We start from the raw sequence: 26,835 nt of genomic DNA on the forward strand, positions 1-26,835 counted from the left end.
ACTCCACAAGCAATCCATCGGGACAGCGCAGGTACGAAACGGTTTGCCCCCAGGGCTTCTGCTCGGGGGCCTTGAGCTCGGTTGCGCCGCAGGCCAGTGCCTGGGCGTGGGCGACCTCGACTGTATCGGTGGCGAGAGCGATTTCCATGCCTAGCGGCCGGGCTGACTCAGCCGCCACGACCAGCCCCTCTGGCAGGTTGGCCTTGCCCAGCTCCCGTGAAGCGAAAGCCAGGGTGGTGGCACCGGTGTCCAGTTCGCCATAGTCGCCAGACTCATGCAAAAAGCGCCGGTTAATGCCAAAGGCCTGTTCAAAGAACGCCAGCGATGACGCGACATCGGGTACGTAAAGAATGGTGTAGGCAAATTTCATGGGCAGTCCCTGACCTTGAGTTGATCCAGTTGATGTGTATACACGTTTTCAGCGGGCCTTTGGCACCGCGGTTTTCTTCGGACGTTTGGCGCTGCTCGATGGTTTACGCGCTGCGGCCTTGCGTTTCTTTTTCCAGGGGGCGCCGCTACCCCCGGCTGGAACTGCCGGGCCGCTGATGTTCAGGCTGAGCCCGGCACATCGCTCGACCTGCTTGCTCATCCATGCCGATTGCTTGGCAACGAACGCCTCCAGGCTCATCTCGCCGGTTTGCACCATGTCCAGTGACTGCTCCCAGATAGCCGTAGTGCCTGGGTCGGCAATGGCCCGAGGTACTGCGTCGATCAGGCTGCAGGCCGCCGGGGTGGCCGACAACGCCTTGCCGTTCTTTACCAGGTAGCCTCGGTCGAGCAAGCCCTGGATGATTCCGGCACGGGTCGCCTCGGTACCAATACCGGTGGTGTCCTTGAGTTTTTGCTTGAGCCGTGGATCGTCGACCAGTTTGGCGACGTTCTTCATGGCCTTGATCAGGTCGCCCTCGGTGAACGGTTTGGGCGGCTGGGTCCAGAGGTCCTTGAGATTGACCCCGGCCACGGTGCAGTGCTGGCCTTTGCTCAGTGCCGGCAACACCTGCGCTGCCGGCGCTTCGCGACCTTTGCCGGGGGTCAGGGCTTCGGGCAGGGCGCGGCGCCAGCCGGGTTCGACGATACGCTTGCCAACGGCGCGCAGGGCCTGACCGGCACAGTCGAAGTCGGCCTCGGTGCGGTCGTATTCGTGATTGGGCAGAAACTGCGCCAGGTAGCGTGCACGGATCAGGCTGAACACCGCCTTGTGCTTGCTCGGCAAGCGCCCCAGGTCGATGGCCGCAGCGGTAGGGATGATGCCGTGGTGGGCGCTGACCTTGGCATCGTTCCAGGCGCGTGAGCGGCGTTGCGGCTCCAGATAGGGTTGCAGTGCGGCCAGGCTGGCGTCGGCCCGGCCCAGTGCGGCGAGGATGGCCGGGGCCTCGCTGTGCTGGCTTAGTGGCAGGTAGCCACAGTCACTGCGTGGGTAGGTGATGACCTTGTAGGTTTCATACAGCGCCTGGGCGATGTCGAGGGTTTCCTGGGCGCCCAGGCCCAGCTTTTTCGAGCAGAGCTCCTGCAGGGTACCGAGGTCGAAGGGCAACGGGGCGGCTTCGCGTACCCGCTCCGTGCTGACGTTCACCACCTCAGCGCTGGCCGCGCCGCCAATGGCCTCGGCGGCCTGCTGTGCCAGTACCGGGTTGAGGCAGCGGCCCTGATCGTCACAGGCGTCTTCCGGGGCGCGCCACTGCGCGGTAAAGCTCGCATTGGCGCTGCTCAGCGTCACCTCGATGGCCCAGAACGGTACCGGCACGAAGTCGGCGATGCTGCGGTCGCGGTCGACCACCAGGCGTAGGGTAGGGGTTTGCACCCGGCCAACCGGCAACACGCCCTGGTACCCGGAGCGACGGCCGAGCAGGGTGAACAGGCGACTCATGTTCATGCCGATCAGCCAGTCGGCCCGTGAGCGACCCAGGGCCGAGTGGTAGAGGCTGAACGTAGCGGCACCGGGCTTGAGCGCTGCCAGAGCCTTGCGGATAGAGGCATCGTCGAGTGCCGATAACCACAGGCGCTGAATCGGCCCACGGTAGCGGCAGTGCTCGACCAGTTCACGGGCGATCATTTCACCTTCGCGGTCGGCGTCGGTAGCGATGACCAGTTCACGGGCTTCGCCGAGCAGGCGTTTCACCGCCTTGAACTGGCTGGCGGTTTTCGGTTTGACCAGCATCTTCCACTGCTGCGGCACGATGGGCAGGTCTTCCAGTACCCAGCGTTTATAGCGGGCATCGTAGGCGTCGGGTGGTGCGGTTTCCAGCAGGTGACCGATGCACCAGGTTACGCAGAGGTCGTTGCCGACCCAGCAGCCATCACCGCGCCGGTTGGCGCCGAGGACTTTGGCGATGTCCTTGGCCTGGGAGGGTTTTTCGCAGAGAAAGAGGCGCATGGCCGATGATGAGTCTGGCGGCTATAGAAGTTGCATAGCATGCGCAGGGTGGCGGCGGGAGGCAAGCATTATCTGTATGGATGTACAGTTTATTGTGTCTGCGGATTTGCCAGGGGCTGAGCAATCCGCGGGTGCGGTCTTGCCAGCTGCCTGATCCTCGCAGGTTGGGGGAGCGAGCCGTGCCCGCGATGCAGGCACCGCGAACTCATGGGCCCCCACCAGTAGCAACCCTGCTAACGCTACAAAACCCGACTCAGCCTTGTGCAGAGGCCTTCAGCGCCTGCGCCAGGTCGGCCAGGATGTCGTCGCTGTGCTCGATGCCAATGGACAGGCGTACCATGTCACGTGGCACTCCGGCCTTCTCCAGTTCTTCGTCGTTCAGCTGGCGGTGGGTCGTGGAGGCCGGGTGGCAGGCCAGCGATTTGGCGTCGCCAATGTTCACCAGGCGTACTACCAGTTTCAGCGCATCGATGAAGCGCGCCCCGGCTTCCTGGCCGCCCTTGATGCCGAACGAGAGGATCGACGCCGGCTTGCCACCGGTGTAGCGCACGGCCAGCTCATGCTCGGGATGGTCCGGCAGGCCGGCATATTTCACCCAGGCGACTTGTTCATGCTCACGCAGGTAGTTCGCCACTTTCAGGGCGTTCTCGGTATGGCGCTCCATGCGCAGGGCCAGTGTTTCCAGGCCTTGCAGGATCAGGAAGGCGTTGAACGGCGACAGTGCCGCGCCGGTGTTGCGCAGTGGCACTACGCGGCAGCGGCCGATAAAGGCTGCCGGGCCGAAGGCTTCGGTGTAGGTGACGCCGTGATAGGACGGGTCAGGGGTGTTGAGCAGGGCAAAACGCTGCTTGTATTCAGCCCATGGGAAGTTCCCAGAGTCAATCACGATGCCGCCGATGCTGGTGCCGTGGCCACCGATGTACTTGGTCAGCGAATGCACGACGATGTCGGCACCGTGCTCGAACGGGCGGCACAGGATCGGGGTGGCGACGGTGTTGTCGACGATCAGCGGCACGCCATGGCGGTGCGCGGCGTCAGCCAGTGCCTGGAGGTCGACGATGTTGCCCGCCGGGTTGCCGATAGACTCGCAGAACACCGCCTTGGTCTTGTCGTCGATCAGTGCCTCGAGCGCGGCAATGTCGTCATGGGCGGCGAAGCGGGTCTGGATACCGAAGCGTGGCAGGGTGTGGGCCAGCAGGTTGTAGGTGCCGCCGTACAGTTTGGCCACCGAGACGATGTTGTCGCCGGCCTCGGCCACGGTCTGGATGGCGTAGGTGATGGCAGCCATGCCCGAAGCCACGGCCAGTGCGCCAACGCCACCTTCAAGCGCGGCCATGCGTTTTTCCAGGACGTCGTTGGTGGGGTTCATGATCCGCGAGTAGATATTGCCAGCCACCTTCAGGTCGAACAGGTCGGCACCGTGCTGGGTGTCGTCAAAGGCGAAGGAGGTGGTCTGGTAGATCGGTACGGCAACAGCCTTCGTGGTTGGATCGGGGCTGAAGCCCGCGTGAATGGCTAAGGTTTCCAGCTTCATACAGTCGTTCCCTGAGTGTTCGGTTGGAGGAGCGTGAGCATGGGCCGCAGTGTCTGCGCCGGTCAAGAGCTGCCAGGCCTGCTGAAACGCTCCTCCTGCGACTCACTCGCCTGGTGTGTGCATGCCCGCGCGTCTGAGCAGTTGCCTGCAGCGTTCAGACAGGTGCAGCACGCGCAGGTGCTTGCCGGCATTGGCATAGCGTTCGCGCAGTGTTTTCAGCGCGGCGATTGCCGAGTAGTCGACAAAGCTCAGGTGGCGGCAATCGAGCGTCACCTGGGCCGGGTCGTTGGCCGGGTCGAACTGGTTCAGGAACTGGGTGGTCGAGGCGAAGAACAGCGTGCCATGCAGTTGGTAACGCTTGCTGCCATCGGCTTCCAGATGGCCGTCTGCGTAAAGCTCGCGGGCTTGCTGCCAGGCAAAGTTCAGGGCGGCAATGATGATCCCGCACAGCACGGCGGTGGCCAGGTCGGTGAACACCGTGATGACGGTCACCGAGATGATCACCAGTACGTCGTTCAAGGGCACTTTGTTGAACACCCGCAGCGAGGCCCAGGCGAAGGTCTGCTGCGAGACCACGAACATCACTCCGACCAGCGCGGCCAGCGGGATACGCTCGATCAGCGGCGAGAGAAACAGCACGAACAGCAGGATCATCACCCCAGCGATCACGCCCGAGAGGCGACCACGGCCACCGGAGCTTAGGTTGATCACCGTTTGGCCGATCATCGCGCATCCACCCATGCCGCCGAACAGCCCTGAAACCATGTTGGCTGCACCCAGGGCGACGCACTCGCGATCCGGGTAGCCACGGGTTTCGGTGATTTCATCGGTGAGGTTCAGTGTCAGCAGGGTTTCCAGCAGGCCGATCAAGGCCATCAATATCGCATAAGGGGCGACGATGCCGAGGGTTTCAAGGTTCCAGGGTAGCTGGGGCAGCGCAAATACCGGCAGGCCGCCGGCAATGTGGGCCATGTCGCCCAAGGTGCGGGTCGGCAGGTCAAGCAGGTACACCGCAAGGCCGACACCCAGAATTGCAACCAGCGCCGGTGGCACTGCGCGGGTGAGGCGCGGCAGCAGGTAGACGATGGCCATCGTCAGCGTGACCAGCCCGATCATCAGGTAGAGCGGGGCACCACTGAGCCAGGCCTCTGCGCTTTTGAAATGCTCCAGTTGGGCAAGGGCAATGATGATGGCCAGGCCATTGACGAACCCCAGCATCACCGAGTGCGGCACCATGCGCACCAGTTTGCCCAGCCGCAGCAGGCCGAAGGCAACCATGATCAGCCCACCCAGCAGTACCGTGGCGAGCAGGTACTGCACGCCGTGTTGCACCACCAGCGCCACGATCACCACCGCCATCGACCCGGCAGCGCCGGAAATCATGCCTGGTCGCCCACCGAACAGGGCGGTCAAGGTGCAGATAATGAACGCACCGTACAACCCCATCAGCGGGTTGAGGTGCGCGACCAGCGCGAAGGCGATGCATTCGGGCAGCAGGGCGAAGGACGTGGTAAGGCCGGCCAGGGCCTCGGCGCGTAGGCGAATGGGTTTCATGGGGTACCTGAAAGAAACCGACCGGCGAAACCGGCCGTGGTCAAAGGTGTTGGCAAGGGGGAGCGGATCTTACGCAATTGCCCATGTCACGGCCAGCCCGCTGGTTGGCCGTGTTGTCTTGAGTGCCGCGTGCCGTGGCGGCTAGCCCTGTTTCTTGATAATCACGTCGGTAATGCTGGCTGGCGCTTCTGAATAGCGAATGAACTCCATCGAGTAACTGGCCCGGCCCTGGGACATCGAGCGCATGTCGGTGGAGTAGCCGAACATTTCTCCCAGTGGCACTTCGGCACGCACCACCTTGCCCGCCGGGCTGTCGTCCATGCCCTGGATCACGCCACGCCGACGGTTGAGGTCGCCCATCACATCACCCATGTATTCTTCCGGCGTGACCACTTCGACCTTCATCACCGGCTCCAGCAGCACTGCACCGCCTTTTTGCGATAGCTGCTTGGTGGCCATCGACGCGGCGATCTTGAAGGCCATCTCGTTGGAGTCGACGTCGTGGTACGAGCCGTCGAACACCGCCGCTTTCAGGCCAATCAGCGGGTAGCCGGCCAGTACGCCGTTCTGCATCTGTTCTTCGATGCCTTTCTGGATGGCCGGGATGTACTCACGGGGGATGACTCCACCGACCACTTCACTGGTGAATTCCAGGCCTTCCTTGCCTTCATCGCTTGGCGAAAAGCGAATCCAGCAATGACCGAACTGGCCGCGACCGCCCGACTGGCGGACAAACTTGCCTTCGATCTCGCAGGTATTGCGGATTTTCTCGCGGTAGGCCACCTGGGGTTTGCCGATGTTGGCATCGACGCCGAACTCGCGTTTCATTCGGTCGACGATGATGTCCAGGTGCAACTCACCCATACCGGAAATGATGGTCTGTGCGGTTTCCTCGTCGGTCTTGACCCGGAACGACGGGTCTTCCTGGGCGAGTTTGCTCAAGGCGATGCCCATTTTTTCCTGGTCGGCTTTGGTCTTGGGCTCCACGGCCACCGAGATCACCGGGTCGGGGAAGTCCATGCGCTCAAGGATAATAGGCTTGTTGATGTCGCACAGGGTATCGCCGGTGGTGACATCCTTCATGCCGATCAGTGCGGCGATGTCGCCCGCGCACACGGCCTTGATCTCGGCACGCTGGTTGGCGTGCATCTGCACCATACGCCCGACCCGTTCCTTCTTGCCCTTGACCGAGTTGAGTACCGCATCGCCTGAGGACAATACCCCGGAGTAGACCCGGACAAAGGTCAGGGTACCCACGAACGGGTCGGTGGCGATCTTGAAGGCCAGGGCCGAGAAGGGCTCGTTGTCGTCGGCATGACGTTCCAGGTGTTTGTCTTCGTGCTGCGGGTCGGTGCCGTTGATGGCCGGAATTTCCGAAGGGGCCGGCAGGTAGTCGATCACCGCGTCGAGCATCAGCGGCACCCCCTTGTTCTTGAACGACGAACCGAGGATCGTCGGCACGATCTGGTTGTCCAGGGTGCGCTGACGCAATCCTGCCTTGATTTGCGCCGTACTCAGTTCGACACCGTCCAGGTACAGGCTCATCAACTCGTCGTTGGCTTCGGCGGCGGCTTCGATCATGTGGGCACGCCATTCTTCTGCCAGTGGCCGCAGCGCGTCGGGGATTTCCTCCTCGCGGTAGCTGGTGCCCTGGTCATCGTCGTTCCAGTAGATCGCTTTCATCTTCACCAGGTCGATCTGCCCGACAAAGTGCTCCTCGGCGCCGATGGCCAGTTGAATCGGCACCGGGTGGTGCCCCAGGCGCTTGTCGATCTGTCTCACCACCCGCAGAAAGTCGGCGCCCTGGCGGTCCATCTTGTTGATGTAGGCCAGGCGAGGCACCTTGTATTTGTTGGCCTGGCGCCAGACGGTTTCAGACTGCGGCTCGACGCCGTCGGCGCCGCTGAAGACCACCACCGCACCGTCGAGCACACGCAGCGAGCGTTCGACTTCAATGGTGAAGTCAACGTGGCCGGGGGTGTCGATGATGTTGAAACGGTACTTGTTCGGGAACTGCTTGGTCGAGCCTTGCCAGAAAGCCGTGGTGGCTGCCGAGGTGATGGTGATCCCGCGCTCCTGCTCCTGGGCCATCCAGTCCATGGTCGCGGCGCCGTCATGCACCTCGCCCATTTTATAGTTGACCCCGGTGTAGAACAGGATGCGTTCGGTGGTTGTGGTCTTGCCGGCGTCTACGTGGGCAACGATGCCAATGTTGCGGTAGAGCTCGATAGGAGTGGTGCGCGCCATGATGGGTCACCTGTACGTGTGCGTGCTGGGTATTCCCAAAGTAGCAGAACAATCGACACTCGGCGGGCGCCACCCGGACATACGGCGCCTGTCAGACCTCAACCTTGTAGTTCAACCCCAGCTCATCTCCCGGTAGGCCGCGAATACCCCAGTTCTCCCGCGGGGTTTCATACAGGGTAATTTCCACATCCTGGGCGCTGATACCGGTGCGTTCGCCGATGTACAGGAACAACAGGCGAATGAGTGCTTTCTTCGCCTGTACCGAACGGCCCTCGAACAGGCTGATCTCAATGATGGTGTACTGGTGTGAGCGGTCGTCGGGGTAGAGGAAATCCGCCGGGTCCAGCGCAATGAAACGTTGGAAACGTTTCTCGACCGGATACGCCAGTGCAGCCATCACTGCGGCATGAATCGCCTCCGACAGTCCTGTGCGGTGGCGCTCCAGTGTCGAGCGCAGGCCATAGACCTTTATTTGTGCCATGGGTAGTCCATCCTTGGAAATGTGCTGGGTCAGATTGTGGTGCTGATTGCGAGGTAAAGGTCCTTTTGCCACTGTGCAAAGCGTTCATCCAGGCGTGGTTTCAGGCGGTCGAAGTTGTCCCAGGTGTCGGCCACACTGCTCGGGCTATCACTCTTTGTCGCCAGCAGGTCCTGGCAGTCGGCGGCAAACTGGCCGTTCTCGATGGCCAGGTAGTGGGCGACGAAGGCATTGCCCTGGCGGTTGAGGTCTTCAGCGTTGAGCCTGCTGTCGCAGCACTGGCGAAAGAACAGGCCGGGCGTGAGGGTACGCTCAACCAGCGAATTGATCTCGTAGTCGAAGTCTGCCTGAAAGTTACGGCTGGTCAGGGACCGTTGCACGGCCCAGGCGACGAACAGGGCGGTGTGGGGCAGTGTCGCAAGGGCTCGCAAGGAGGCGTCATCGTACGTCATGGGGCTCATCCTTTTTTGAATCATTATTCTTCCCGGGCAGTTAGCCTACACCACAACGCTGCCTGCTCGCAGCCAAGGCCCCATGTATCACTATGACGAGTAGGGGTGGGCAGGCGCAGTGCTTGCAGGCGGATGCCTGGACGCGGGTCCGCGAGCTGCGGGTTCAGGTGGCACGAAACTCCCAGAGAATCTCTACCACACGCACCGCCAACAGCATGTAGACCAGGCACAGAATGACCTGCAGGAGCAGCGGATGGCGGGCCTTGGACAGCTTGCGCAGGCCGTCGGCCATGTTCAGCAGCATCAGAAACACGGCCAGCGCTATCAGCCCGACGCCGGCCATGTGCGCTGCGAACAGGCCGAAATACACTTGGCCATCACCGGTGAGCGTGCTGCTGCCAGCCGCCAGCAGCAGCGAGCACATGAGAAAGTTGCGCAGGTTGTCGAAGACGTCCTTGTTCAGCCCATTGTCCAGCAGACGGCAGATGTGGCGCAGCAGTTCAGCCATGGCAAGGCTCCGCGAGGTGGCGAGGGTGCCTTGAGTATGGCTGCTGTTTCAGAACACCTGGCGCAGTAACCAGTACAGGCTACCCGACAACACAATCGCCGCCGGCAGGGTCAGCACCCAGGCCATCAGCAGGTTGGCGATGGTCCGTAGCTGCAGGCCCGAGCCATTGGCGGTCATGGTGCCGGCCACGCCAGAGGACAGCACATGGGTGGTCGAAACGGGCAAGCCGTACAGGTCTGCCGCACCAATGGTGAACATCGCGACCAGTTCGGCGCTGGCGCCCTGGGCGTAGGTCAGGTGGGTCTTGCCGATTTTCTCGCCGACGGTCACCACGATCCGCCGCCAACCGACCATGGTGCCCAGCCCGAGGGCGATAGCCACGGCCACCTTCACCCAGAGGGGAATGTAGTGCGTGGCATCGTCGATCTGCCGTTTGAAGTCTTGCAGGGTGGCCTGGGTCGCCGGATCAAAGTGGATCAGCTTCTGCTTGTCCATCAGGCGAATGGCTTCGCTGGTCAGGTACATGTCGTTGCGCACATTGGCCATGGCCTCGGCCGGTACGCCGGCAAAGGAGCCATATCCCTTGACCTCTTGGCCAATCAGGCCGGCGAGCGCGGCCAGGGCGGGTAGCAGATCGGCATTTGCCTGATGGCTGCGAATGAAGGTGGTCAGGGTCTGTCGCGGATCGTCGGGTGCCGGCTGTGGCGCCGTGCGCACCAGCGCCTGTTGGGTGGCCTCGGCCACGAAGGCGAATTGCACGGATTGTTCAGCGGGCATGGTGCGGTTCAGTGCATAGGCCATCGGCAGGGTTCCGACCAGAATCAGCATGATCAGCCCCATGCCTTTTTGCCCGTCGTTGGAGCCATGGGCGAAGGACACACCGGTACAGGTCAGGATCAGCATCCCGCGAATCCACCAGGGCGGTGGTGCGTTGCCGACGGGCGCCTGGTACAGCGCCTTGCGCTTGACCAACAGGCGCAAGGTCAGCAGCAACAAGGCGGCGCAGACAAAACCGACCACCGGTGACAACAGCAACGAGTAGCCGACCTTGCTGGCCTGGGTCCAGTCTATGCCGCTGGTGCCGTTGCGACCGTGCATCAGGGCATTGGCCACGCCAACGCCGATGATTGAGCCGATCAAGGTGTGTGACGATGAAGCCGGAAGCCCCAGCCACCAGGTTCCCAGGTTCCAGACAATCGCCGACAGCAGCAGGGCGAAGACCATCGAGAAGCCGGCCGACGAGCCGACCTGCAGGATCAGTTCCACCGGCAGCAACGCGACGATACCGAAGGCTACTGCGCCACTGGAGAACAGTACGCCGAGGAAATTCCAGCAGCCCGACCAGATCACGGCGAACGAGGCCGGGAGCGAATGGGTATAGATGACCGTGGCCACCGCGTTGGCGGTATCGTGGAAACCGTTGACGAACTCGAACCCCAGAGCGATTACCAGGGCCACGCCCAGCAGGACAAAGGGTGTCCAGGTGGTAATCACCGTGCCACTGGCACTGACATCGCGAAACAGGCTCCAGGCGGTGTACACCAACCCGGCCAGCAACAAGGAGAAAAACAGGGTCAGCGTGGCGCGGCTGGGGGTTTGGCTAACGCTTGAAAGTGCAGAGCGTGTCGCCAGTGTCGGGGTGGTCATGAGAAGGGGTCCAAGTAGCGTTTGCCATGAAGTAACGAGCCGTGCGTGACCAGCATAGAAACAAACAGTGATGGCGATCTGATCTTGATCAAGTAAACCTGTAAGTGCATACGTTTTACTGATCAGCGTTGTATCGTCCACAGCGTCCGTACAGGCGCTGATACGCTGTTGATCCCTTCGTAGGCTTTGGTTAATCGTTTAATGACCCTGCAACTGATTCGCGCTACTGACCAGCACTTGCCTTTTGCTCGCGCGCTGACGTGCGACAACATGCTGCCGTATTACCGGGAGTATGACCTCCTGTGGATGGATGAAGCGTTTGATCAAGCCTGGACCTGGCGTGAGCAATGGCTGATCGTCGAGGGCGAGCAGTTACTGGGTTTTTGCAGCCTGAGCCAGGATGCCCGGGCGCTGTTCATTCGCGAGCTGCAGGTGATTGCAAGCGCCCGGGGGCGGGGCGTCGGTTCCTGGGCGTTGGAGCAGTTGGCGGCCTGGGCGGCAGCGCGGCGCCTGCCGTTGTTGCGCCTGACCGTATTCAAGAGCAACCCGGCGCAGGGGTTGTACCGGCGCCGGGGCTTTGAAGCGGTGGGTGAGGACGATTGCTTTGTGCGCATGCAGCGCGTTATTGCACGGCAGCCACCTGGCTGACGCGAATCACCTGGTGCTGACGCAGGGTGGCGTCGAGCAGCAGGCTCTGTACGGGCAGCAAATCGCCGATCAACAGGTTCTGTAGCAGGGGTGTACCGTTGAAGCGGTTAGGCCCCAGGTCCACCTGGCTCAAGCCTTCGACCCGCACCACCGCCTTGCCGACCTGGCCCAGGGTGTTGCCGCTAAGAATCAACGGGCCGGGCAGGGCGCTGGCATTGCGCAGGCTGACGGCATATTCCGGGGTGTTGCCAATACGGTTGTTGATCAGCGTTGCCGCGGCGACTTCACTGGCATCTATCGCGCTACCCTGGCTGCTGCCGATCAGGTTGTCGTCAATCAGCAACGGTGCAGTGTCCGTGGGTTGCAGGCTGCGTAGCAGGATACCGTTGCCCCGGCTGGCGCCGATGCGGTTGCGGCTCAATACGAGTGCACCGTGTTGTTCGCTGACCTCGATGGCAGCCTTGTTGGCGCCAAGGATCAGGTTGCCCTCGACCAGCGCCCGGGTGTTGCCACGCAGGCGGATGGCGCTGTTGTTGTCGACGCCTCGGATCTGGTTCTGGCTGATCAGTGCCTGGCTGTCGCGGATATCCAGGGCGTATTGCTGTGATTGCTCAAAGCGATTGCTGTCGAACTGGGCCAGGGTATGTTGCAGCTCTACGGCACTGAGTTCGTTGAACTGGCTGTTACGCACCAGCAGCGTCGCCGGTCGGCTGTTGGCGGGTTGCTGCACGCTCAGGGCGGTACTCAGGCCACGCGACAGGTTGGCGTTGTAGCCCAGGCGGTTTAGGGTCGAGTTCAGCACCTGGGTGTGGCTGCCGGCCCAGGCCACCACAAACGGCCGCCAGGCCCGGTCAGTGCTGCCTGGTTTGTCGCCCGCGACGCTCTCCAGGCGAGACTGGTTCAGGCCCAGCCAGCCTTGGTTGATCAGCGCTGTACCGGAGTGGCTGTACAGGTACAGGCTGGTGCCTTCGAGCACCAGGCCACCGTCGCTGGCGATCATCAGTGGGTAGCTGAGCAGGTAGCCGTCCTTGTAGCGTTTGAGGATGCGCTCGTCCTTGAGGGCGTCATGCAGTTGCGCAAGGGTGACGCTGCCACTGCGAATCAGTACGGCGTTCGGGTGGTGCGCCTGATAGCCGGCAATGGCACGGAACAGGCCGTTGTTGACGAACGGCTCGAACGGCCAGCTACCGCCCTGGGAAGAGAACATTGGTTGCAGGCTGACACTGCCGCGTCCGGCAGGGCGCGGGCGTTCAGGCATGTGCATCTGCACAGCCTCACGGGCCTGGGCCTGCAGCTGTTGCAGGTGTGCTTGGTGCGCTGCCGTGGCAACGGTGCTGAGTGACTGCTGCAGCGGCAGGCTCTGGCTGGCGGCGTGAGCGCTGCCAGCCAGCAACAGCGCCAGGCAGGGAAGGTAGAGGTGACGGGCAAACAAGGCCATGGCGGTTCGTCCTTGGGTTACGGCAGTTTGGGGTATAACGGCTTGAGCGGGCCGCCGAGCTGGCTGTAGTTGTCGACGTCGCCGTCTTCGCTGTCATACAGCTGACGCGCCAGGCGGTTGTCCGGGGCGCGTTGCAGGAACGGGATCAACCAGGCCAGCTTGTACGGCGCGACATCGGTCTGTGACTGGCCCTTGAGTTCCGGCAGGTTGCCGGGGTCAAGGATGCTGCGCGCGGCAAAGTTGGCCAGCAGTTCCAGGGTTTGCTGATCCTCGCTGCTCCAGGGCAGGTGGTTGGCCCGCGCCGACTCGGCCAGCAGCACCAACGGCACCAGGGCGTACTGGCTGTAGGTCGCGGCCAGCTTGCTGCGCGCCACTTCCAGCGGCAGGTAGGCATAGCTGCCGTCGCTGCTGCGCACGGCCTGCTGCAGGCCTCGGCGCAGGTTGCCGTCGGCCCACTGGATGAAGTCGTCGCGCTGCACCAGCATGCCGGTCGCGGCGACTGCCCAGGCGGCCCAATAGTCATGGTTGTTGAACCAGGTGAAGTCCGGCGTCTGGCGCGGCTGGTACTCACGGATGACCAGCTCGCCAAGGCGCTCGAACCAGGTGTTTTGGGCGGGCGAGAGCTTAACCTTGCCATTGCTCGCCGCCTGGGTCAGCAGCAGGTTCGAGGCCATGGCGGCGACCGCCCATTTACGTGCGGCCATGCCGGTGCTGCTGGCGTCGGGGTTGAGCAGCGCGCCCGCCTGGGCCCAGCGCTCCAGCCACTGGTCCTGGCAGGCCAGGGCCATGTTGGCTTCTTGTGGGGTTTTGGCCCGCAGGAAGCGTTTGTTGGCGTAAATCAGCCCACCGATGAACGCTTTGACCTGCTTGCCGACCTTTTCCGTGCCTGCGTCCGGGTCGCTGCGCAAGGTCGATTTGCTGGCGTCGCTCTGGTCGTACTTGCTCTGCAGTTGCAGGTTGCCGGTGTAGGGCGGTGGCGGCTCTTTACTGCAGGCCAGGCTGCGGTAGTCGGCAATCATCGCCGACTGCGCGGTGGCCTGAGCCGGCCAGATCGAGCTGGCGGCCAGACTACTGCCCAGGTGCAGCGCGGCGCACAGGCCTAGCCCGGCGACGCTCCAGCGTTTTACAGGCATAGTCGGGTTTCCACTTCAGTGGCAGCAGTGCCGGGTTTGGTGGGTTCAAGAAACACCGAGAGCAGGTTGGCGCCGGCGAACTCCTTGGCCTTGCTCAGTTCAAGGTAGTACTGCCCGCCGGTGACGGCTGCTTCGCGGCGGAACCAGACCTTGTCGCGGGCGCCGTTGTCGTAATAGACGATGACGTAGAAGTCCTTGACGTTCTTGTCGCTGATCTTGATGTCCAGAAAGCCCTGGCCACTGCTGAGGTTCTTGCGTGCCTCACCGGCATTGCTGAGCAGCTCGATGCGGTCACTGACCTTCAAGGCCGGGCGCTGTACGTGGTTGCCGAGCACTGCGGTAGAGGTCGAGCAACCGCCTTTGATCGCCGGAATCAGTTGCCGATACATGGGTTCGGACTCTAGCTGATAGTTGGCAGGCAACTCCCAGATGATCAGCTTGGGCGGCGCCTTGGGCTTGTAGTTGTCCGAGAGCAGGTATTCGAGCAGCGAGCCATCCTGGCCGACGCCGGGCAGGGCGTAGTTGAGGATGTCCACTTCCAGGTACTGCTTGAGGTAGCCGTCGAAGTTGAACTGCTTGCTCTCGTCCTCGCGCGCGGCCGAGTTACTGTCACCGACCAGAATCACCTCTGGGTCCGGTGCTTCGTCGAACAGTGCGTTGGCGTCGTCGGCCATGGGGATGGTCTGGTAGCCACGCACGTACTGGAAGCCATAGTTGTTGCCGCAGATATAGCTCATCGCCAGGTTCAGGGTGCCGTCCTTGGGCACCATGACGCCAGGTTCAGTGCGGTACTGCTTTTTGCTCAGTTCGGCATAGAACGGTTGCCGGCGCACCTCGTCGGCCAGCAAGCGTGCAGTTGCCTCGGCACCACTGGGGGTCCAGTGGTGGTCACGACGAAAGAAGTACTCGCCCTTGGGCGGGGTGTGCACCAGTTGCATCATGTCGGGTACCACTGCGCCGGCACTGCGCAACTGTTGCAGGTAGCTGCTCAGATTGCCGCTGGCCCGGGCGAAGTCGAAGCCATGCAGTTGGTCGGGATAGAGCTTGTCGCGGTGCATCAGCCCACGGGTGGGCTGGATCGCCATGGCGACATGGATACCTTGTTGGCGGAACGCAGCCATCAGCCGGGCAAACTCTGGACGCATCGGCGCCGGGATACCGAAATCGTTGGTCAGGTCGACCATCGAGCGGAACAGCCAGCGGTTTTTGCCCGGGACAATTTCACGCATCAGCTTCATGCGCCCTTCGGCGTACTTCTGCGGGTCGCTCAGGGCGGGGCAGGTCATGCACTCAAGGCTCTCGCAGGCAGCACGTTTGCCGGTTTCAGTTGCCGTGGCGGGCAGGCTGAAGCAGGCAAGGGCGGCGACAAGGCCCAGGGGGAGTAAAGTCTTCATGTGCGCGATTCATCATCCTGTTGAACAAGGGCAGTGGTCATTCACTCGCTGGGGTCAATGCTGTTGGCCAGGCTCAGGCTGCGGTAGCCGCTGCCTTGAGGCAGCAGCACGTAGCTGTAGGAGCGACCTTTCTTCAGGAACAGTTCCTCGAACCTGGCCACGTTCTGTTCCTCGACATAGGCGGCGAAGCCGATCTTGATTTCGTTGACCATGCGGCTGCCGGTCTGGTCCTTGCCCAGCGGGTCGATGATCACGTGCTTGCCGTCGACGGTTTTCAACGCCGCCTTGGCCGGCGTCAGGTTGTAGAAGGCGACCTGGGCCTTCTTCGGTTCGTTGACGTATTTGTCGGCAATCAGGGTGAGGCTGTTGCCGTCATAGACCACGGTACTGGCGGCGTTCTTGATCAATTGCGGTTCGATCGACTTGCTGCCGACTGCGATCTTGTGTGTGCCGGCAGGGGTGAAACGGTAGCCGCTGAGTTGCCCGGGGGCGACCTTTTGCGGGGTTACCTTACCGCTCAGGGTCACCTCGATGTTGCTGTTGCTCAGGTTCAATACCCGAACAAAGGCCGAGTCGGCCGGGGCCACGGCGTCATACAGGTCGGCGTTGCCTTCGGCGGCGAGAACAATCGGCGCGTTGAGTACGCCAAGGGCCAGAGCGCTGGCGGCCAGGAACTGCTGCAAGGTGCGGGTCATGGGGATCTTCCTTTAAAAGTGTTGGGGCTGGGCGGGGCGGCTCAGTGAACCGATCCGGTGGGCAAGCAGGGTGCGCAGCGGGAACTCCCAGACCACGGTGTCGATCTGGGGATTGGCCAGTTGGTCGCTCTGCAGGAATTGGCTCATGGCCTCGAATGGCCCGCGGGCCTCGACGGCGACACTGAGCAGGTCGCGGTTCAGTGCTTCCTTGAGGAAACCGACGAAGTTCCAGTCATCGATCTTGCTGTAGCTGGTGCCGACCAGCAGCAGGCTCTGGTGCTCCTCGGCGAACAACTGATCGGCGTTCTGGCTGGCCTTGAGGGTTTCGTAGACGGCGATCGAATTGGCACCGAACTGCGGGGCCAGGGGGCTTTGCCCGAACTGGATGTAGTTCATCAAATCGCCCTTGACGATTTTTTCCGCCACCTTGTTCGACACGTAGCGTTCGTCACCGAGCAACTCAGGCCGTTGGCGGGCCAGTTCATAAGCGGTCAGGCGAGCGCCTTCCGGGCTCCAGTGGGTGTCGGACTTGAGGAACAGTTCCGGCCCTTCCAGGTGCTGCAGAAAGGTTGAACGCACCGGGGTGACGGCGATTTGTCGTGCCTGGAGCTGGCCGACGAAACGGTCATACAGGCTCACTACCCGCGGGTCGAAGGGGTGTTGGGTGTGGGCCGCATAGATGTCCAGCTTCATGGGCAACGGCAGGACGATCAGTTGCTTGTTGTGCTGTTTGAGTTGCTGCTCGACGGCGGCAATCTGTGCCAGTTGCCCCTCAATGTTGGCGTCCAGGTCGTTGGGTACGCGGTACTCCTGGTTGGTGTAGAGCCAGCCGTCCTTGCCCAGCACCACACCTTTGGTGCCTTCGCCAAACAGTTGGTACTGGGCGTTGGCCCACAGGGCTACCGAGGGTTCGCGCAGGAAGAAACGCTTGTCGTAGGCCTGCTCGAACTTGCGCAGCAACTTGCCGTCGACGAACAGCGTCCAGGCGTCGCTCTGATTTTTTGCGAAACTGAAAACGGGCGGTAGCGAGTAGATGAACATGCCCGCCAACACCAGGCAGAACAGAATGCCGTTGACCTTGCTTGCCGAGTTGAACACCGGGTACATGGCAGTCTCCTAGAACTGGAAGTACAGGAAGGGCGAGAAGGAATGCGCCGCCAGGCTGCTCAGCGCCAGGCCGAACCCGCACCACAGCAGCACGGCCTTGAGGCCGCCGACGTGGCGCATGAAGTAGTGCTCCTTGTTGCCGGCGTAGTAGCGCACGTTGTTGCTCCCAGCCAGGATCAGCCAGCACAGCGCCACCGCGGCAAAGGACATGGCCATTTTCGACGCGCCGAGTACGTACAACTCCAGCGAGCCGAGACCGTTGAAACCGAACAGCGCCTGGTAGATGGCCAGGCTGTGGCGCAGGTCGCTGGTGAAGAACAGCGGCATACTCAGGGTGATCAACAACACCGTGCGCAGGTTGCGGCCCAGGTGGTAGGGCGTGGTGATCTTGGTTGCCAGGTTGAATTTGCGCTCGATCACCATGCCGAATCCGAAGAACAGCCCCCAGCAGATGAACGCGAAGCTGGCGCCGTGCCACAGGCCCGACAGCAGCATGGTGTAGACCAGTGCGGGCAGGGCTCCGGCAATGCGTTTGCGTACCAGCGGCATGTACACGTAGTCACGCAGGAAGTGCGCCAGGGTCATGTGCCAGCGGGCCCAGAACTCGGTGATGCTCTGCGAGACGTAGGGCTGATTGAAGTTCTCCGGAAAGCGAAAGCCCATCATCAGGGCCAGGCCCAGGGCCATATGGCTGTAGCCCGCGAAGTCGAAGTACAGCTGCAGGGTCGAGATCACCAGGCCGAACCAGGCATCGCTCAATTGCAGGGTGCCTTCGCTGACGAACAGCACGTTGATCGGCGCCAGTTGGTCGGCGATCAGCACTTTCATGATGAAACCGAGCATGAACCGGCACACGCCCAGCGAGAACAGCTCCAGCGAATGGGTCCGCTGGCGCAGTTGTGGGGCCAATTGGCTGTAGCGCAGGATCGGCCCGGCAACCAGGTGAGGGAACAATGCAACGAACGCGGCAAAGTCGATGAAGTTGTTGGTCGGCGTGGCGTCCTTGCGGTAAATGTCGACGATGTAGCTCAGGGCATGGAACACATAGAAGGAGATACCCAGCGGCAGGAAAATCGTCTCCAGGGTAAAGGTATTGATGCCCAGCGGTGCGAGCAGGGCGGCCAGCACTTCGGCGCCGAAGTTGGCGTACTTGAAGTAGCCCAGGGTCGACAGGTTGCCGATGATGCCGATCCACAACAGACGAAACGCCCAGCGTTTGTCGCCGGCATCCAGGCGTGCCTTGATGCGCAGGCCGAACCAGTAGTTCCAGTAGGTGATGGCGACGAACAGCAGCAGAAAGTCCGGGCGCCACCAGGCGTAGAAGATGTAGCTGGCGGCCACGATCACCGTTGAACGCCACTGCGGCCGGGCAAGGAAGTACACGGCCAGGAACAGCGGCAGGTAAAGGAACAGAAAGACGTTGGAGGCGAAGATCATCTCGGGGCCCGTCCTTAGTAGCTGATCACGACGCCGAGCGTCAGCTGATAGTCATCGCCGGTGTCCAATGCGTTACCTGCATTCAGGTAGCTGGCGCTGACCAGGGTGTTGACGTCCAGGTGTTTGCCGTCGATGGCCACGGGAAACATTTTCCAGTAGTAGTTCAGGTCGAGCATCTGCCCGACGGTCTTGCCACCGGTATGGGTGCCTTGGGTGATGGCCTGATTACGCGCACTGCGCTGATCACCGTCGATGCGGATCGGCAGGGTGCCTTCGGCGTCGCGCAGCTTGAGCTCGGTGAGCCTCAGGTCCAGGGCGCTGCGTGGGGTTGGCTGGGTTTCCAGGGCAAAGCCGTAGTAACTGAGGTTGCGCAGGTCCAGGCTGACGAACGAACTGGTCAGGCGGGTGCTGTAGGAGCCTTGGCGGGTGATACGGTCAGACTGGATGGTGTTCAGGCGAAAACCGTCGTTATCATCGCTGGGCTTGTCGGTCAGGCCACCGCGCAATGCCAGGCGTGGGGTCCAGGGCAGGTCGTGGAAGCGCTTGCCAATCTCGCCCAGTGCCGCCCAGCCACGGGTACTGTTGCCGGTGCTGGTATTGCCATTGCCATCGGTGTTGTCGATCTCGCCGTCGAGCCCGGCCAGCTCCAGGTGGTAGTCGCTGAACAGCGGGCTGACCTGCAAGTCATCGGCCTTGAAGAATAGCCCGTAGCGCATGCCCTTGAAGTCGTAGCGGTCTTCAGGGTCGTGGCCGCTGTGGTCGTCCTCATGCATCAGGCGCACACCCGCCCAGTTACGCTCGCTCCAGCGGTAGGCATACTCACCCATCAGGTAGGTGGTGCGCTCTTCGCTGTCGGCCAGGGTGTTGACGTCACTGTTGTAGTTGTAGAACTTCTGCGCCACGGCGAGGAAACCATGGGAGAAGGTGTCGTTGTAGTTGAAACGCAACGACTCAAGGCTGTCATCCCACCAGATCCCGTAGTCGTCAAAGTAGCGCTGGCGGCCTGCCGACAGTGAAAAACGCGGGTCGTCACCCAGCAGGTTGCGTTTGACGTAGAGCTCGCGCAGCTCGGCGTACCAGCCTTCGGGCTGCTCGCGGTCGAAGCTGTTGGCGTTTTCATTCTGCACGCTGATTGCCTGGCTGGAGTCATAGTCCAGCCACAGGCGGCCGTAGACCTGCCACTTGGCCCAGCGCTTTTCCGGTGAGTACCAGGCGAACGAGGGCTCGTAGCGCAGGCTGTAGAACATCTCGCGACTGCGACCGACTTGGGAGTTTTCCGGGCCGTAGCCGGTTTGCACGGTGAGCTTGTTGAAGAACTCGGAGGTAATCAGCGGCTCGCTGCCATCGCTGGCGGCAACCCGTACCGGTTCACTGCTGTCGGCTTCCGGGCCGGTGATTTCTTCGGCGGCCAAGGCTGCGTAAACAGGGGTCAGGGCGAGCAGGGCGCCGAACAGGGAATGGTGCGCTTTCACAGGGTAGCCTCCTTCAACAGATCGTTACGGGCCACCAGGGCGCGTTCGATGTCATCCTTTTTCAGGGTTTTTTCCAGGCGTTTGAGCAGGCTGCGGGCGCCGTTTTCGCCCAGGTCCAGAGCGACCCGTGCATAGGTGTAGGCCTTGACCGGGTCATGACAGATCGCCCGGCCATACGCATGCAGGGTCGCCATGCGGTACCAGGCCGCGGTGGAGCCGTCTTGTGCCTGTTGCTGGAAAATCGCCAGGGCTTTTTCCTGGTCGGGCTCGTCCTCGACGCCCTTGCTGTAGTACTCGCCAAGTAGCAGTTGGGCATCGGGGTAGTGGCTGGCGATCAGTTCATCGATCAGTGCACGGGCTTTGTCCGGGTCGAGGGTGAGCCAGTTGTTGACCATGTAGAACGAGGCTTGCAGTGCCTTGGCCCGGGTTGGCTCCCGGGTCTTTACCTGGTCGATCAGGCTTTGGGTTTCCTCGGCGTTGTGCTCGGTCGGGTTGGAAATCATGTAGTTGGCCTTGGACACCATTGCCGGGACGAAACCGCGCTCCACCGCGTTGTCACGCCAGCGGTGAGCTTCGGCGGTGGCAAGATCAAGGGCTTCGGCCTCGGCCTTTTCCTGGGCCAGTTGCTGTGGGCTCGGTTGGGCTTTGTCCGGGCCCATGCCGTTGGCCTGGCGCTCGTAGCGGTCGGCGTCCTGTTCGGCGCGGCGCACGCTGGTGATGCTGTCGAGCAGCGAACCTATACGGTGAACGATGTCCACCGGCAGTTGCGGCCGCTCGGCCTCCAGGGTTCGGGCGAAGGCCGGGAAGGCCGTGTCCTGATCCTCGCCAAGGAAGCGGTAATAGCGGTCGATGGCCCGTATGTCGGTCCGCACCGCCTGTTGATAGCCACGCTCGGCCGCGGCACGATCGCCCTGGCGCTCGGCCAGAACAGCGCGGTACAACGCGGGACGGCAGTTGAGCAGGCACGACTGCTCATACAGGCCAAGCACCTGCGCCGCTTCATGGGTTGGCACCAGTTCCGGGTACACCAGGAACACTTCCAGGGTTGTGCTGGCGTTACGCGGGTCGAGGTTGCTCGGGTAGCGCGTCAGCGCCTGTTCAACCCAGGCGCGCTGGCCCTGGCGCAGGCTCGGGCTGCGGTCGAGCAGGCGTGCCAGTGAAGCCAGCGCCGGGACCAGCCCGCGCCCGTCGGCAAAGGCTTCGCGGTACAGACGAATCACTTCCTGGCGGCTGGCACCTTCACTGCTCGACAACAGGTCGCCCAGCAACAGCTTGGACGCCAGGTCACCCCGCTCGGCCAGCACGCGCAGATCGGCCGTGACCTCGGCGCTGGGGTCTTTGTACAGCGCATAGCGGATTTGCTCCAGGCTCTGCCCGGCCAACGCCGGGGCAGTGCAGGCCAGGGCACCGAGCAGCAACCAGGTGGGCGTCATCGGTTTCATCGCTCGGCCCTTAGCGCGACAGCGACGGCAGACCGAGGAACAGGTCTACTGACACCGGTTTCAGATAGGCCTGGGCTGGCAAGCGCGTGTCCGGACGGATCGTCAGGGCCAGGTTCTTGTTCAGCTCATCCACCCGCGAGTCCACCACCGTGCCGGTGAAGCGCTCGTCGAGGCCGAACACCTGCAGGTCGACCGAGGTCACCCGGGAAATGTCGGCGAGCTTGTCGAACGGTACGTTGGCGGTGACGAACAGGTCTTCGTTTTTCGGCAGCAGGTGCATGAGTGGCGCCTGCTTGTAGCCGAAGCCGTCCAATGGCTTGCTTGGGAAGTACACCTGGCAGTCGCACGGGCTGTTGATCACGGTTTCGATGGTGGCGCGACCGAGCAGGGTTTGCAGGTCGCCGGGCGACAGGTCGGCGACTGCCTTCATGTCGGCCGGGCTGGTAAAGCTGGTCGCCAGTTGCGTTGAAATGCTCGCCACCGGCTCGCCGGCCTTGACCTCGGTCTGCCCCGGTTGCAGCAGGAACTTCACATAGCCGTTGTCGGGCATGCTGATGACCTGGGCATTGGCCGACACCTGGGCTTGCAGCGCCGGGATGCGAAACAGCAGCAGGTAGCTCTTGTAGGCAACAAAGCTCAGCGCGGCGATCCCGGCGGCGGTGTACAGCAGGGTGCCGGTCATGGCCTTGAGGCGGTCGCCGGCCGAACGCGCGCTGGCGTAGGTGTGCTTGCGTTCCTTGATGTAGTTCTCGCGTTGCATCACGTTGAACAGGCCATTGATGTCGGCGATTTCGCCGGACATGTAGGCGGTGATGATGTAGCGCAGGATGTCGCGCTTCTGGGTATCGAGGTCGACGAACTGTGCGCCGACCTCCTGGCCGCGCTGGGACACGATCTTGACCTTGCTGTCGATATTCAGGTCGATCTGATTCAGTCGCAGCTTGATCGAGGCGTTGTACAGGCTGCCGATCTTCAGCGGGTCTGCATGAACCAGGCCGATACCGCCCAGGGAAATGTCCTGCAGCGTGCTCTCGAATGAGGGTTGGCCCGTTGCGCTGAGCAGGACCCGGGCATTGAGTTTGGTGCGCACGTACTGACGTTCGTCGATCGCTTCATGGACCACATTGGCCGGTACTGTTGGGGTGCTGGAGCTACTCATGACAGGCGCCTTTCCTTAACGTTGCGTGAGTTCGAGAAGAACCGAGATGACCCCGAAGAAGATCGCGATGGAGGAACACAGCATCGCTTTGGAGGACCAGCGGTTCAGGGCTGCATCGAAGTTGACGCTGCCGTTGCTTAATGTGGTTTTTTGTCGGGTCCAGCGCTGTTGGTCCATGTGGAACATTGCGTAAACCTTCATCACCGAGCCGACGATCTGGTTGTAATAAAGAACGAACGGGTACACCGGGCTGACCGGGTGGCCGGCAAACAGGAACATCACCGTGACCAGGGTGCGCGACAGCAGCACCCAGAACAGGTACACCAGCAGGTACTGGATGCCGAACACCAGGCCGGCCACCACCGATGCAGTCAGGCCCATCAGGCATGTCCACATCGATACCCGCTGATCCAGCAGCACATACAGGGTGAACAGCCCCAGTCGCGCTCGCCCGAGCAGGTGGGTGGCGCGGAAGTTCTGCCGCAGCGAGTTGCCGTACCAGCGGAACATCAATTGCCGGGTTGCGCGCCAGAAGCTGTTGTCTGGCGGATGCTCCACGGTCAGGGTGTTACTGTCGGGCACATAGAAGGTGTCCCAACCCGCACGCATCAGGCTCAACCAGGATGATTTGTCGTCACCGGTGAGGAACTGGAAGCGGCCCAGGCGCCAGTGTTCGAGGAAGTCGGCTTCGACATCCCTGATGAACTCGGGGTCGGTCATCACACTGGCACGGAAGAACGACAGCCGCCCGGTCAGGGTCAGCACGCGGTGCGACAGGGCCATCGAGCACATGTTGATGTGCCGTTGAACAAAACGCATCGAGTGCCATTCGCGCATCAGGCGGCTGCCTTCGACCTCGCAGAACTCGTTGGTGGTCAGGCCGCCGACATTGGGCAGGTAGGCAAACAGCTTGACCGCACGTTCGACACAGCCGGGCAGCATCATGGTGTCGCCATCGACCACGCCAACCACCGAGTCTTCCATGGGCATCTGCCGCGACAGTGCGCGAAAGGCATGCGCCAGGCCATCACGCTTGCCGGTGCCGCGGGCGCGGACGATAACCAGCTTGATGTCGTCGCGGCCCTTGACCTCGTTACGCATGATGTCCTTGATGAAGTGCTCGTCGCCTTTCTCGACGATCGAGGCGATGACCGTGCACGGTACCTTGAGCCGCTGCACTTCCTGGAATACCGACTGGTAGACCTTGAAGGTGGTATGGGTCGGGATACGGAAACTGGTGACCACCATGAACATGTGGGCTGGCAGTGCTGCATCGCCCATGCGCTCGACGGCCTTGCGAATACGTGGAAACTTCCAGTGCAGGAAGTACATGCCGCGCAGGTAATGGACAATGGCGTTGCCATAGCGCCACATGCCCAGAGTGCCGATGATGAAAATGAACAGGTGGTGATTGGGGTCCAGGTATTGCGGTGCAACCATTTCCGAGGCCAGCGCGACCAAGCCGAACAGGCAGGCCCAGGCGCAGAAGCGTGCGCTTGCCCTGAGCATGCCTGAGTGACCCGCAGGTTGGCCTGACTGTCGTTCCATGTGTTCGTCTCTCCTTGATGGTGGCGGCGCCTGCCGGCTACATGGCTGCACGTCGCCGGCCCGCGAGGCGGGCAGACGATGGCAGGTCATGTCAGTTGATGGCGGGTGCCGGCTGCTCTCTTGGTGGAGCGTTCAGGCTTACCAGCAGATCCCTTCACGGGAGGCGTCACTGGTGTGCGGCATGAAGCCGACCAGATCGACGATCTGCTTGTTGTCGTTGCGCTCCAGCGCCAGGGCGAAACGGTTGTCGTTGTTGCCGAGCACGATCACGTCCGAGTCGTCGATGACCTGTTGCAAGTCGTTGCAGAGCAGTGAGGAGACGTGCGGGATTTTTCCTTCGATGTAATCGCGGTTGGCGCCGAATACCCGCGCGTACTCCACGTTGGCGTCGTAGATGCGCAGGTCATAACCTTTGCCGATCAGCATTTCGGCCAGCTCTACCAGCGGGCTCTCGCGCAGGTCGTCACTGCCAGCCTTGAAGCTCAAGCCGAGCAGGCCGACACGACGCTTGTCGAAACCGGTCACCAGGTCGAATGCGTTCTGCACCTGGCTGCGGTTACTGGCCATGATCGAGGCAAGCAGTGGGTGTTCGACGTCCAGCTGGCCGGCGCGGTAGGTGAGGGCGCGAACATCCTTGGGCAGGCACGAGCCACCGAAAGCAAAGCCGGGGCGCAGGTAATAGCGTGACAGATTGAGTTTGTGGTCCTGGCAGACCACATCCATCACTTCACGGCCGTCGACGCCCGAGGCCTTGGCAATGTTACCGATCTCATTGGCGAAGCTGACCTTGGTCGCATGCCAGACGTTGCAGGTGTATTTGATCATTTCGGCGACTTCGATCGACTTGCGAATCACCGGTGCGTCCAGGCCCTCGTAGAGCGATTGCAGCAGCTCGCCAGACTGGCTGTCGAGCTCTCCGATGACGGTCATCGCCGGGAAGTCGTAGTCGTTGATCGCCGTACTTTCACGGAGGAACTCCGGGTTCACCGCGACGCCGAAGTCGACACCGGCACGTTTGCCGGACGTGGCTTCAAGCAGCGGGATCACCACATTCTTCACTGTTCCGGGCAGCACGGTGCTGCGTACCACGACGGTGTGCCGCGAGGGCTTGTCACGCAGCGCTTCACCGATCTGGCGACACACAGCCTCCATGTAGACCAGGTCCAGGTCGCCGTTCTTCTTGCTCGGGGTACCAACGCAGAGCAGTGACAGGTCGGTTTCCAGAACTGCGGCCTGAACATCGGTCGTGCCACGCAGCAGCCCTTTGCGCAGGCCCTCCTGCAGCAATGCCTCAAGGCCAGGTTCAACGATGGGTGACTGGCCTTGGTTGATCATCTCGATCTTGGCCTCGGAGATATCGACACCGATCACCTGATGTCCGCGTGCCGAAAGGCAACCGGCACAGACAGCCCCAACATAACCCAATCCAAAAATACTGATATGCATAGTTCCCTCTCTCCCGGTTCATCGACTGATCCAGGATAGTTAGTTAGACATGTTTATAGGGCGGCAGGCGCACGCTGACAGGCAGCGCGAAGTTGTATTGCGCAGGCAGTTTTTCTGTCTTTTTTACATCCTATAAGACGACTTTTAAGAGTTTCAAGTGGCGAGTGCTTATAAAGTTTATAAATGGTCAAATTAAATCAATTAACTTTAAAAAACTGTTAAAAATCAATAACTTAAAGTTTGATGTAAGTTGGGCGTCAAAAAATTGAAAGCCTTTTTGTGGTGGTTTGTTGGCGTCAAAATGTTCGCATTAGGCGTTTTCGGGCATGAAAAACTGAAGGGTGTTCATTTTTTTGGCGCGTGCGCTCGCGCAGTGTCAGTGCGTGTGGGTTATATGTTTTTTGTCGTGTGCGTTGGGTCGCTGCAGTTCATTTCGATAACATTCAATACGCTGTAATACCGGTGTGATAGGGCACTTCTGCAGTGCGAGAAATAATGTTCACGCGCCAACGGTAGGGGTGAAATGAATGGCTTCATGTCGGGCCGTCACGGGCTGGCTTGTATTGCACGCTGCATCGCGTGCATAGTTCGGGAGCGTTCATTACCTATTGTTATTTTCAGGAAGCCCCCCCTTGGGGTGTCGTGTAAGGGATTTTGTATTCAGATGACTGGAATCGGTTCGCGTATCAGGGAAGAAAGAGAGCGGCTTGGGCTGACTCAGCGTGCTTTTGGCGACATCGGTGGTGTCGAGCCCAATGCTCAGGGCAAATACGAGAGTGGTGAGCGAACGCCCAAGCTGGACTATCTGGCCGCTGTGGCAGGGCGCGGTGTCGATGCCTTGTATGTGCTCAGCGGGGTGCATACCCCGGTGACGTCCAATGGCTTGTCGTCTGCTGAAAGCCAGTTGCTCGATTGCTATCGCACGCTGCCGCAGGCCGATCAGGAGGCTGTGGTGCAGTTGCTTCACAGCCTGTCCAGGGGGATGCAGCGGCCCGCTGTGGGTGTGAGGAAATTGACGTCGGTATCGTGACGCTTTCCGTTAGGATTCGTGTCGGGTTTTTTGTTAGAGTGGCGGGATCCAATTTAAGACCGTAACGCGAGGTGTCAGCTTGATTAGGGTCC

Annotated in this window: 22 protein-coding genes; 2 read left to right on the forward strand and 20 right to left on the reverse strand. The window is 61.5% G+C overall.

Going from position 1 to position 26,835, the window contains the following annotated elements:
• The 9 genes from EKA13_RS18565 to EKA13_RS18605 form a co-directional block, all read right to left on the reverse strand.
• On the reverse strand, positions 1 to 370 hold a 370-nt coding region (locus tag EKA13_RS18565; protein WP_065760772.1), incomplete at its 3' end, for a VOC family protein.
• Positions 371 to 418: 48 nt separating this feature from the next.
• Positions 419 to 2,374, reverse strand: coding sequence for a DNA topoisomerase III (locus EKA13_RS18570; protein ID WP_065760773.1), 1,956 nt, complete (start codon positions 2,372 to 2,374; stop codon positions 419 to 421).
• A 253-nt stretch (positions 2,375 to 2,627) separates the two neighbouring features.
• The gene (locus tag EKA13_RS18575) at positions 2,628 to 3,908 is read right to left on the reverse strand and encodes a bifunctional O-acetylhomoserine aminocarboxypropyltransferase/cysteine synthase (RefSeq protein WP_065760774.1); all 1,281 of its coding nucleotides are present in this window, start codon (positions 3,906 to 3,908) and stop codon (positions 2,628 to 2,630) included.
• Between the two features lie 102 nt (positions 3,909 to 4,010).
• Entirely contained in the window at positions 4,011 to 5,462 is a 1,452-nt protein-coding gene (locus tag EKA13_RS18580; protein ID WP_065760775.1) for a SulP family inorganic anion transporter, read from the reverse strand.
• Between the two features lie 141 nt (positions 5,463 to 5,603).
• Positions 5,604 to 7,709 (reverse strand): elongation factor G, encoded by a 2,106-nt coding sequence (gene fusA / locus EKA13_RS18585; protein WP_065760776.1) that lies wholly within the window; start codon positions 7,707 to 7,709, stop codon positions 5,604 to 5,606.
• Between the two features lie 91 nt (positions 7,710 to 7,800).
• Complete coding sequence (locus EKA13_RS18590) at positions 7,801 to 8,190, reverse strand: tautomerase family protein (RefSeq protein WP_065760777.1); 390 nt, start codon at positions 8,188 to 8,190, stop codon at positions 7,801 to 7,803.
• Positions 8,191 to 8,219: 29 nt separating this feature from the next.
• Positions 8,220 to 8,639: a DUF7832 domain-containing protein gene (locus EKA13_RS18595; RefSeq protein ID WP_065760778.1), complete on the reverse strand. Its 420-nt coding sequence runs from the start codon at positions 8,637 to 8,639 to the stop codon at positions 8,220 to 8,222.
• Positions 8,640 to 8,802: 163 nt separating this feature from the next.
• Complete coding sequence (locus EKA13_RS18600) at positions 8,803 to 9,147, reverse strand: hypothetical protein (RefSeq protein WP_065760779.1); 345 nt, start codon at positions 9,145 to 9,147, stop codon at positions 8,803 to 8,805.
• 48 nt (positions 9,148 to 9,195) lie between these two features.
• The gene (locus EKA13_RS18605; RefSeq protein WP_065760780.1) at positions 9,196 to 10,794 is read right to left on the reverse strand and encodes an inorganic phosphate transporter; all 1,599 of its coding nucleotides are present in this window, start codon (positions 10,792 to 10,794) and stop codon (positions 9,196 to 9,198) included.
• 201 nt (positions 10,795 to 10,995) lie between these two features.
• Here EKA13_RS18605 and EKA13_RS18610 point away from each other — a divergent pair, with 201 nt between their 5' ends.
• A complete protein-coding gene (locus tag EKA13_RS18610) occupies positions 10,996 to 11,442 on the forward strand; it encodes a GNAT family N-acetyltransferase (protein ID WP_065760781.1) in 447 nt (148 codons plus the stop codon).
• Here EKA13_RS18610 and EKA13_RS18615 read toward each other — a convergent pair.
• From EKA13_RS18615 to EKA13_RS18665, 11 genes are all read right to left on the reverse strand, one after another.
• Complete coding sequence (locus tag EKA13_RS18615) at positions 11,417 to 12,880, reverse strand: right-handed parallel beta-helix repeat-containing protein (protein WP_065760782.1); 1,464 nt, start codon at positions 12,878 to 12,880, stop codon at positions 11,417 to 11,419. The genes EKA13_RS18610 and EKA13_RS18615 overlap by 26 nt on opposite strands.
• 17 nt (positions 12,881 to 12,897) lie before the next feature.
• A complete protein-coding gene (locus EKA13_RS18620) occupies positions 12,898 to 14,013 on the reverse strand; it encodes a polysaccharide lyase (RefSeq protein ID WP_065760783.1) in 1,116 nt (371 codons plus the stop codon).
• Entirely contained in the window at positions 14,004 to 15,407 is a 1,404-nt protein-coding gene (locus EKA13_RS18625; RefSeq protein WP_065760784.1) for an alginate O-acetyltransferase AlgX-related protein, read from the reverse strand. The genes EKA13_RS18620 and EKA13_RS18625 overlap by 10 nt, the downstream gene beginning before the upstream one ends.
• A 41-nt stretch (positions 15,408 to 15,448) precedes the next feature.
• Complete coding sequence (locus EKA13_RS18630) at positions 15,449 to 16,102, reverse strand: alginate O-acetyltransferase AlgF (RefSeq protein WP_065760785.1); 654 nt, start codon at positions 16,100 to 16,102, stop codon at positions 15,449 to 15,451.
• A gap of 12 nt (positions 16,103 to 16,114) precedes the next feature.
• Entirely contained in the window at positions 16,115 to 17,209 is a 1,095-nt protein-coding gene (locus tag EKA13_RS18635; protein WP_065760786.1) for an alginate O-acetyltransferase, read from the reverse strand.
• Between the two features lie 9 nt (positions 17,210 to 17,218).
• Positions 17,219 to 18,646 (reverse strand): MBOAT family O-acyltransferase, encoded by a 1,428-nt coding sequence (locus EKA13_RS18640; RefSeq protein WP_065760787.1) that lies wholly within the window; start codon positions 18,644 to 18,646, stop codon positions 17,219 to 17,221.
• A 14-nt stretch (positions 18,647 to 18,660) separates the two neighbouring features.
• Entirely contained in the window at positions 18,661 to 20,118 is a 1,458-nt protein-coding gene (locus EKA13_RS18645) for an alginate export family protein (RefSeq protein ID WP_065760788.1), read from the reverse strand.
• Entirely contained in the window at positions 20,115 to 21,560 is a 1,446-nt protein-coding gene (locus tag EKA13_RS18650; RefSeq protein WP_065760789.1) for a tetratricopeptide repeat protein, read from the reverse strand. The genes EKA13_RS18645 and EKA13_RS18650 overlap by 4 nt, the downstream gene beginning before the upstream one ends.
• A 10-nt stretch (positions 21,561 to 21,570) precedes the next feature.
• Positions 21,571 to 22,719, reverse strand: a complete 1,149-nt coding sequence (locus EKA13_RS18655) for a PilZ domain-containing protein (RefSeq protein ID WP_065760790.1) — start codon at positions 22,717 to 22,719, stop codon at positions 21,571 to 21,573.
• A gap of 15 nt (positions 22,720 to 22,734) precedes the next feature.
• Positions 22,735 to 24,228, reverse strand: a complete 1,494-nt coding sequence (locus EKA13_RS18660; RefSeq protein ID WP_065760793.1) for a glycosyltransferase — start codon at positions 24,226 to 24,228, stop codon at positions 22,735 to 22,737.
• Between the two features lie 177 nt (positions 24,229 to 24,405).
• Positions 24,406 to 25,713 (reverse strand): nucleotide sugar dehydrogenase, encoded by a 1,308-nt coding sequence (locus EKA13_RS18665; RefSeq protein WP_065760791.1) that lies wholly within the window; start codon positions 25,711 to 25,713, stop codon positions 24,406 to 24,408.
• 664 nt (positions 25,714 to 26,377) lie between these two features.
• Here EKA13_RS18665 and EKA13_RS18670 point away from each other — a divergent pair.
• On the forward strand, positions 26,378 to 26,743 hold the full coding sequence (locus EKA13_RS18670) for a helix-turn-helix domain-containing protein (RefSeq protein WP_065760792.1): 366 nt from the start codon (positions 26,378 to 26,380) through the stop codon (positions 26,741 to 26,743).
• Positions 26,744 to 26,835 lie beyond the last annotated feature (92 nt).

The sequence above is a fragment of the Pseudomonas defluvii genome, assembly GCF_001695625.1.
In the GTDB taxonomy this organism is placed as follows: domain Bacteria; phylum Pseudomonadota; class Gammaproteobacteria; order Pseudomonadales; family Pseudomonadaceae; genus Aquipseudomonas; species Aquipseudomonas defluvii.

What these genes read in the sequence shown, in the direction of transcription:
- EKA13_RS18570 (WP_065760773.1), bottom strand. Translation starts at nt 2,374, where the DNA reads ATGCGCCTCTTTCTCTGCGAAAAACCCTCCCAGGCCAAGGACATCGCC.
- EKA13_RS18575 (WP_065760774.1), bottom strand. Translation starts at nt 3,908, where the DNA reads ATGAAGCTGGAAACCTTAGCCATTCACGCGGGCTTCAGCCCCGATCCA.
- EKA13_RS18580 (WP_065760775.1), bottom strand. Translation starts at nt 5,462, where the DNA reads ATGAAACCCATTCGCCTACGCGCCGAGGCCCTGGCCGGCCTTACCACG.
- fusA (WP_065760776.1), bottom strand. Translation starts at nt 7,709, where the DNA reads ATGGCGCGCACCACTCCTATCGAGCTCTACCGCAACATTGGCATCGTT.
- EKA13_RS18590 (WP_065760777.1), bottom strand. Translation starts at nt 8,190, where the DNA reads ATGGCACAAATAAAGGTCTATGGCCTGCGCTCGACACTGGAGCGCCAC.
- EKA13_RS18595 (WP_065760778.1), bottom strand. Translation starts at nt 8,639, where the DNA reads ATGACGTACGATGACGCCTCCTTGCGAGCCCTTGCGACACTGCCCCAC.
- EKA13_RS18600 (WP_065760779.1), bottom strand. Translation starts at nt 9,147, where the DNA reads ATGGCTGAACTGCTGCGCCACATCTGCCGTCTGCTGGACAATGGGCTG.
- EKA13_RS18605 (WP_065760780.1), bottom strand. Translation starts at nt 10,794, where the DNA reads ATGACCACCCCGACACTGGCGACACGCTCTGCACTTTCAAGCGTTAGC.
- EKA13_RS18610 (WP_065760781.1), top strand. Translation starts at nt 10,996, where the DNA reads ATGACCCTGCAACTGATTCGCGCTACTGACCAGCACTTGCCTTTTGCT.
- EKA13_RS18615 (WP_065760782.1), bottom strand. Translation starts at nt 12,880, where the DNA reads ATGGCCTTGTTTGCCCGTCACCTCTACCTTCCCTGCCTGGCGCTGTTG.
- EKA13_RS18620 (WP_065760783.1), bottom strand. Translation starts at nt 14,013, where the DNA reads ATGCCTGTAAAACGCTGGAGCGTCGCCGGGCTAGGCCTGTGCGCCGCG.
- EKA13_RS18625 (WP_065760784.1), bottom strand. Translation starts at nt 15,407, where the DNA reads ATGAAGACTTTACTCCCCCTGGGCCTTGTCGCCGCCCTTGCCTGCTTC.
- EKA13_RS18630 (WP_065760785.1), bottom strand. Translation starts at nt 16,102, where the DNA reads ATGACCCGCACCTTGCAGCAGTTCCTGGCCGCCAGCGCTCTGGCCCTT.
- EKA13_RS18635 (WP_065760786.1), bottom strand. Translation starts at nt 17,209, where the DNA reads ATGTACCCGGTGTTCAACTCGGCAAGCAAGGTCAACGGCATTCTGTTC.
- EKA13_RS18640 (WP_065760787.1), bottom strand. Translation starts at nt 18,646, where the DNA reads ATGATCTTCGCCTCCAACGTCTTTCTGTTCCTTTACCTGCCGCTGTTC.
- EKA13_RS18650 (WP_065760789.1), bottom strand. Translation starts at nt 21,560, where the DNA reads ATGAAACCGATGACGCCCACCTGGTTGCTGCTCGGTGCCCTGGCCTGC.
- EKA13_RS18655 (WP_065760790.1), bottom strand. Translation starts at nt 22,719, where the DNA reads ATGAGTAGCTCCAGCACCCCAACAGTACCGGCCAATGTGGTCCATGAA.
- EKA13_RS18660 (WP_065760793.1), bottom strand. Translation starts at nt 24,228, where the DNA reads ATGCTCAGGGCAAGCGCACGCTTCTGCGCCTGGGCCTGCCTGTTCGGC.
- EKA13_RS18665 (WP_065760791.1), bottom strand. Translation starts at nt 25,713, where the DNA reads ATGCATATCAGTATTTTTGGATTGGGTTATGTTGGGGCTGTCTGTGCC.
- EKA13_RS18670 (WP_065760792.1), top strand. Translation starts at nt 26,378, where the DNA reads ATGACTGGAATCGGTTCGCGTATCAGGGAAGAAAGAGAGCGGCTTGGG.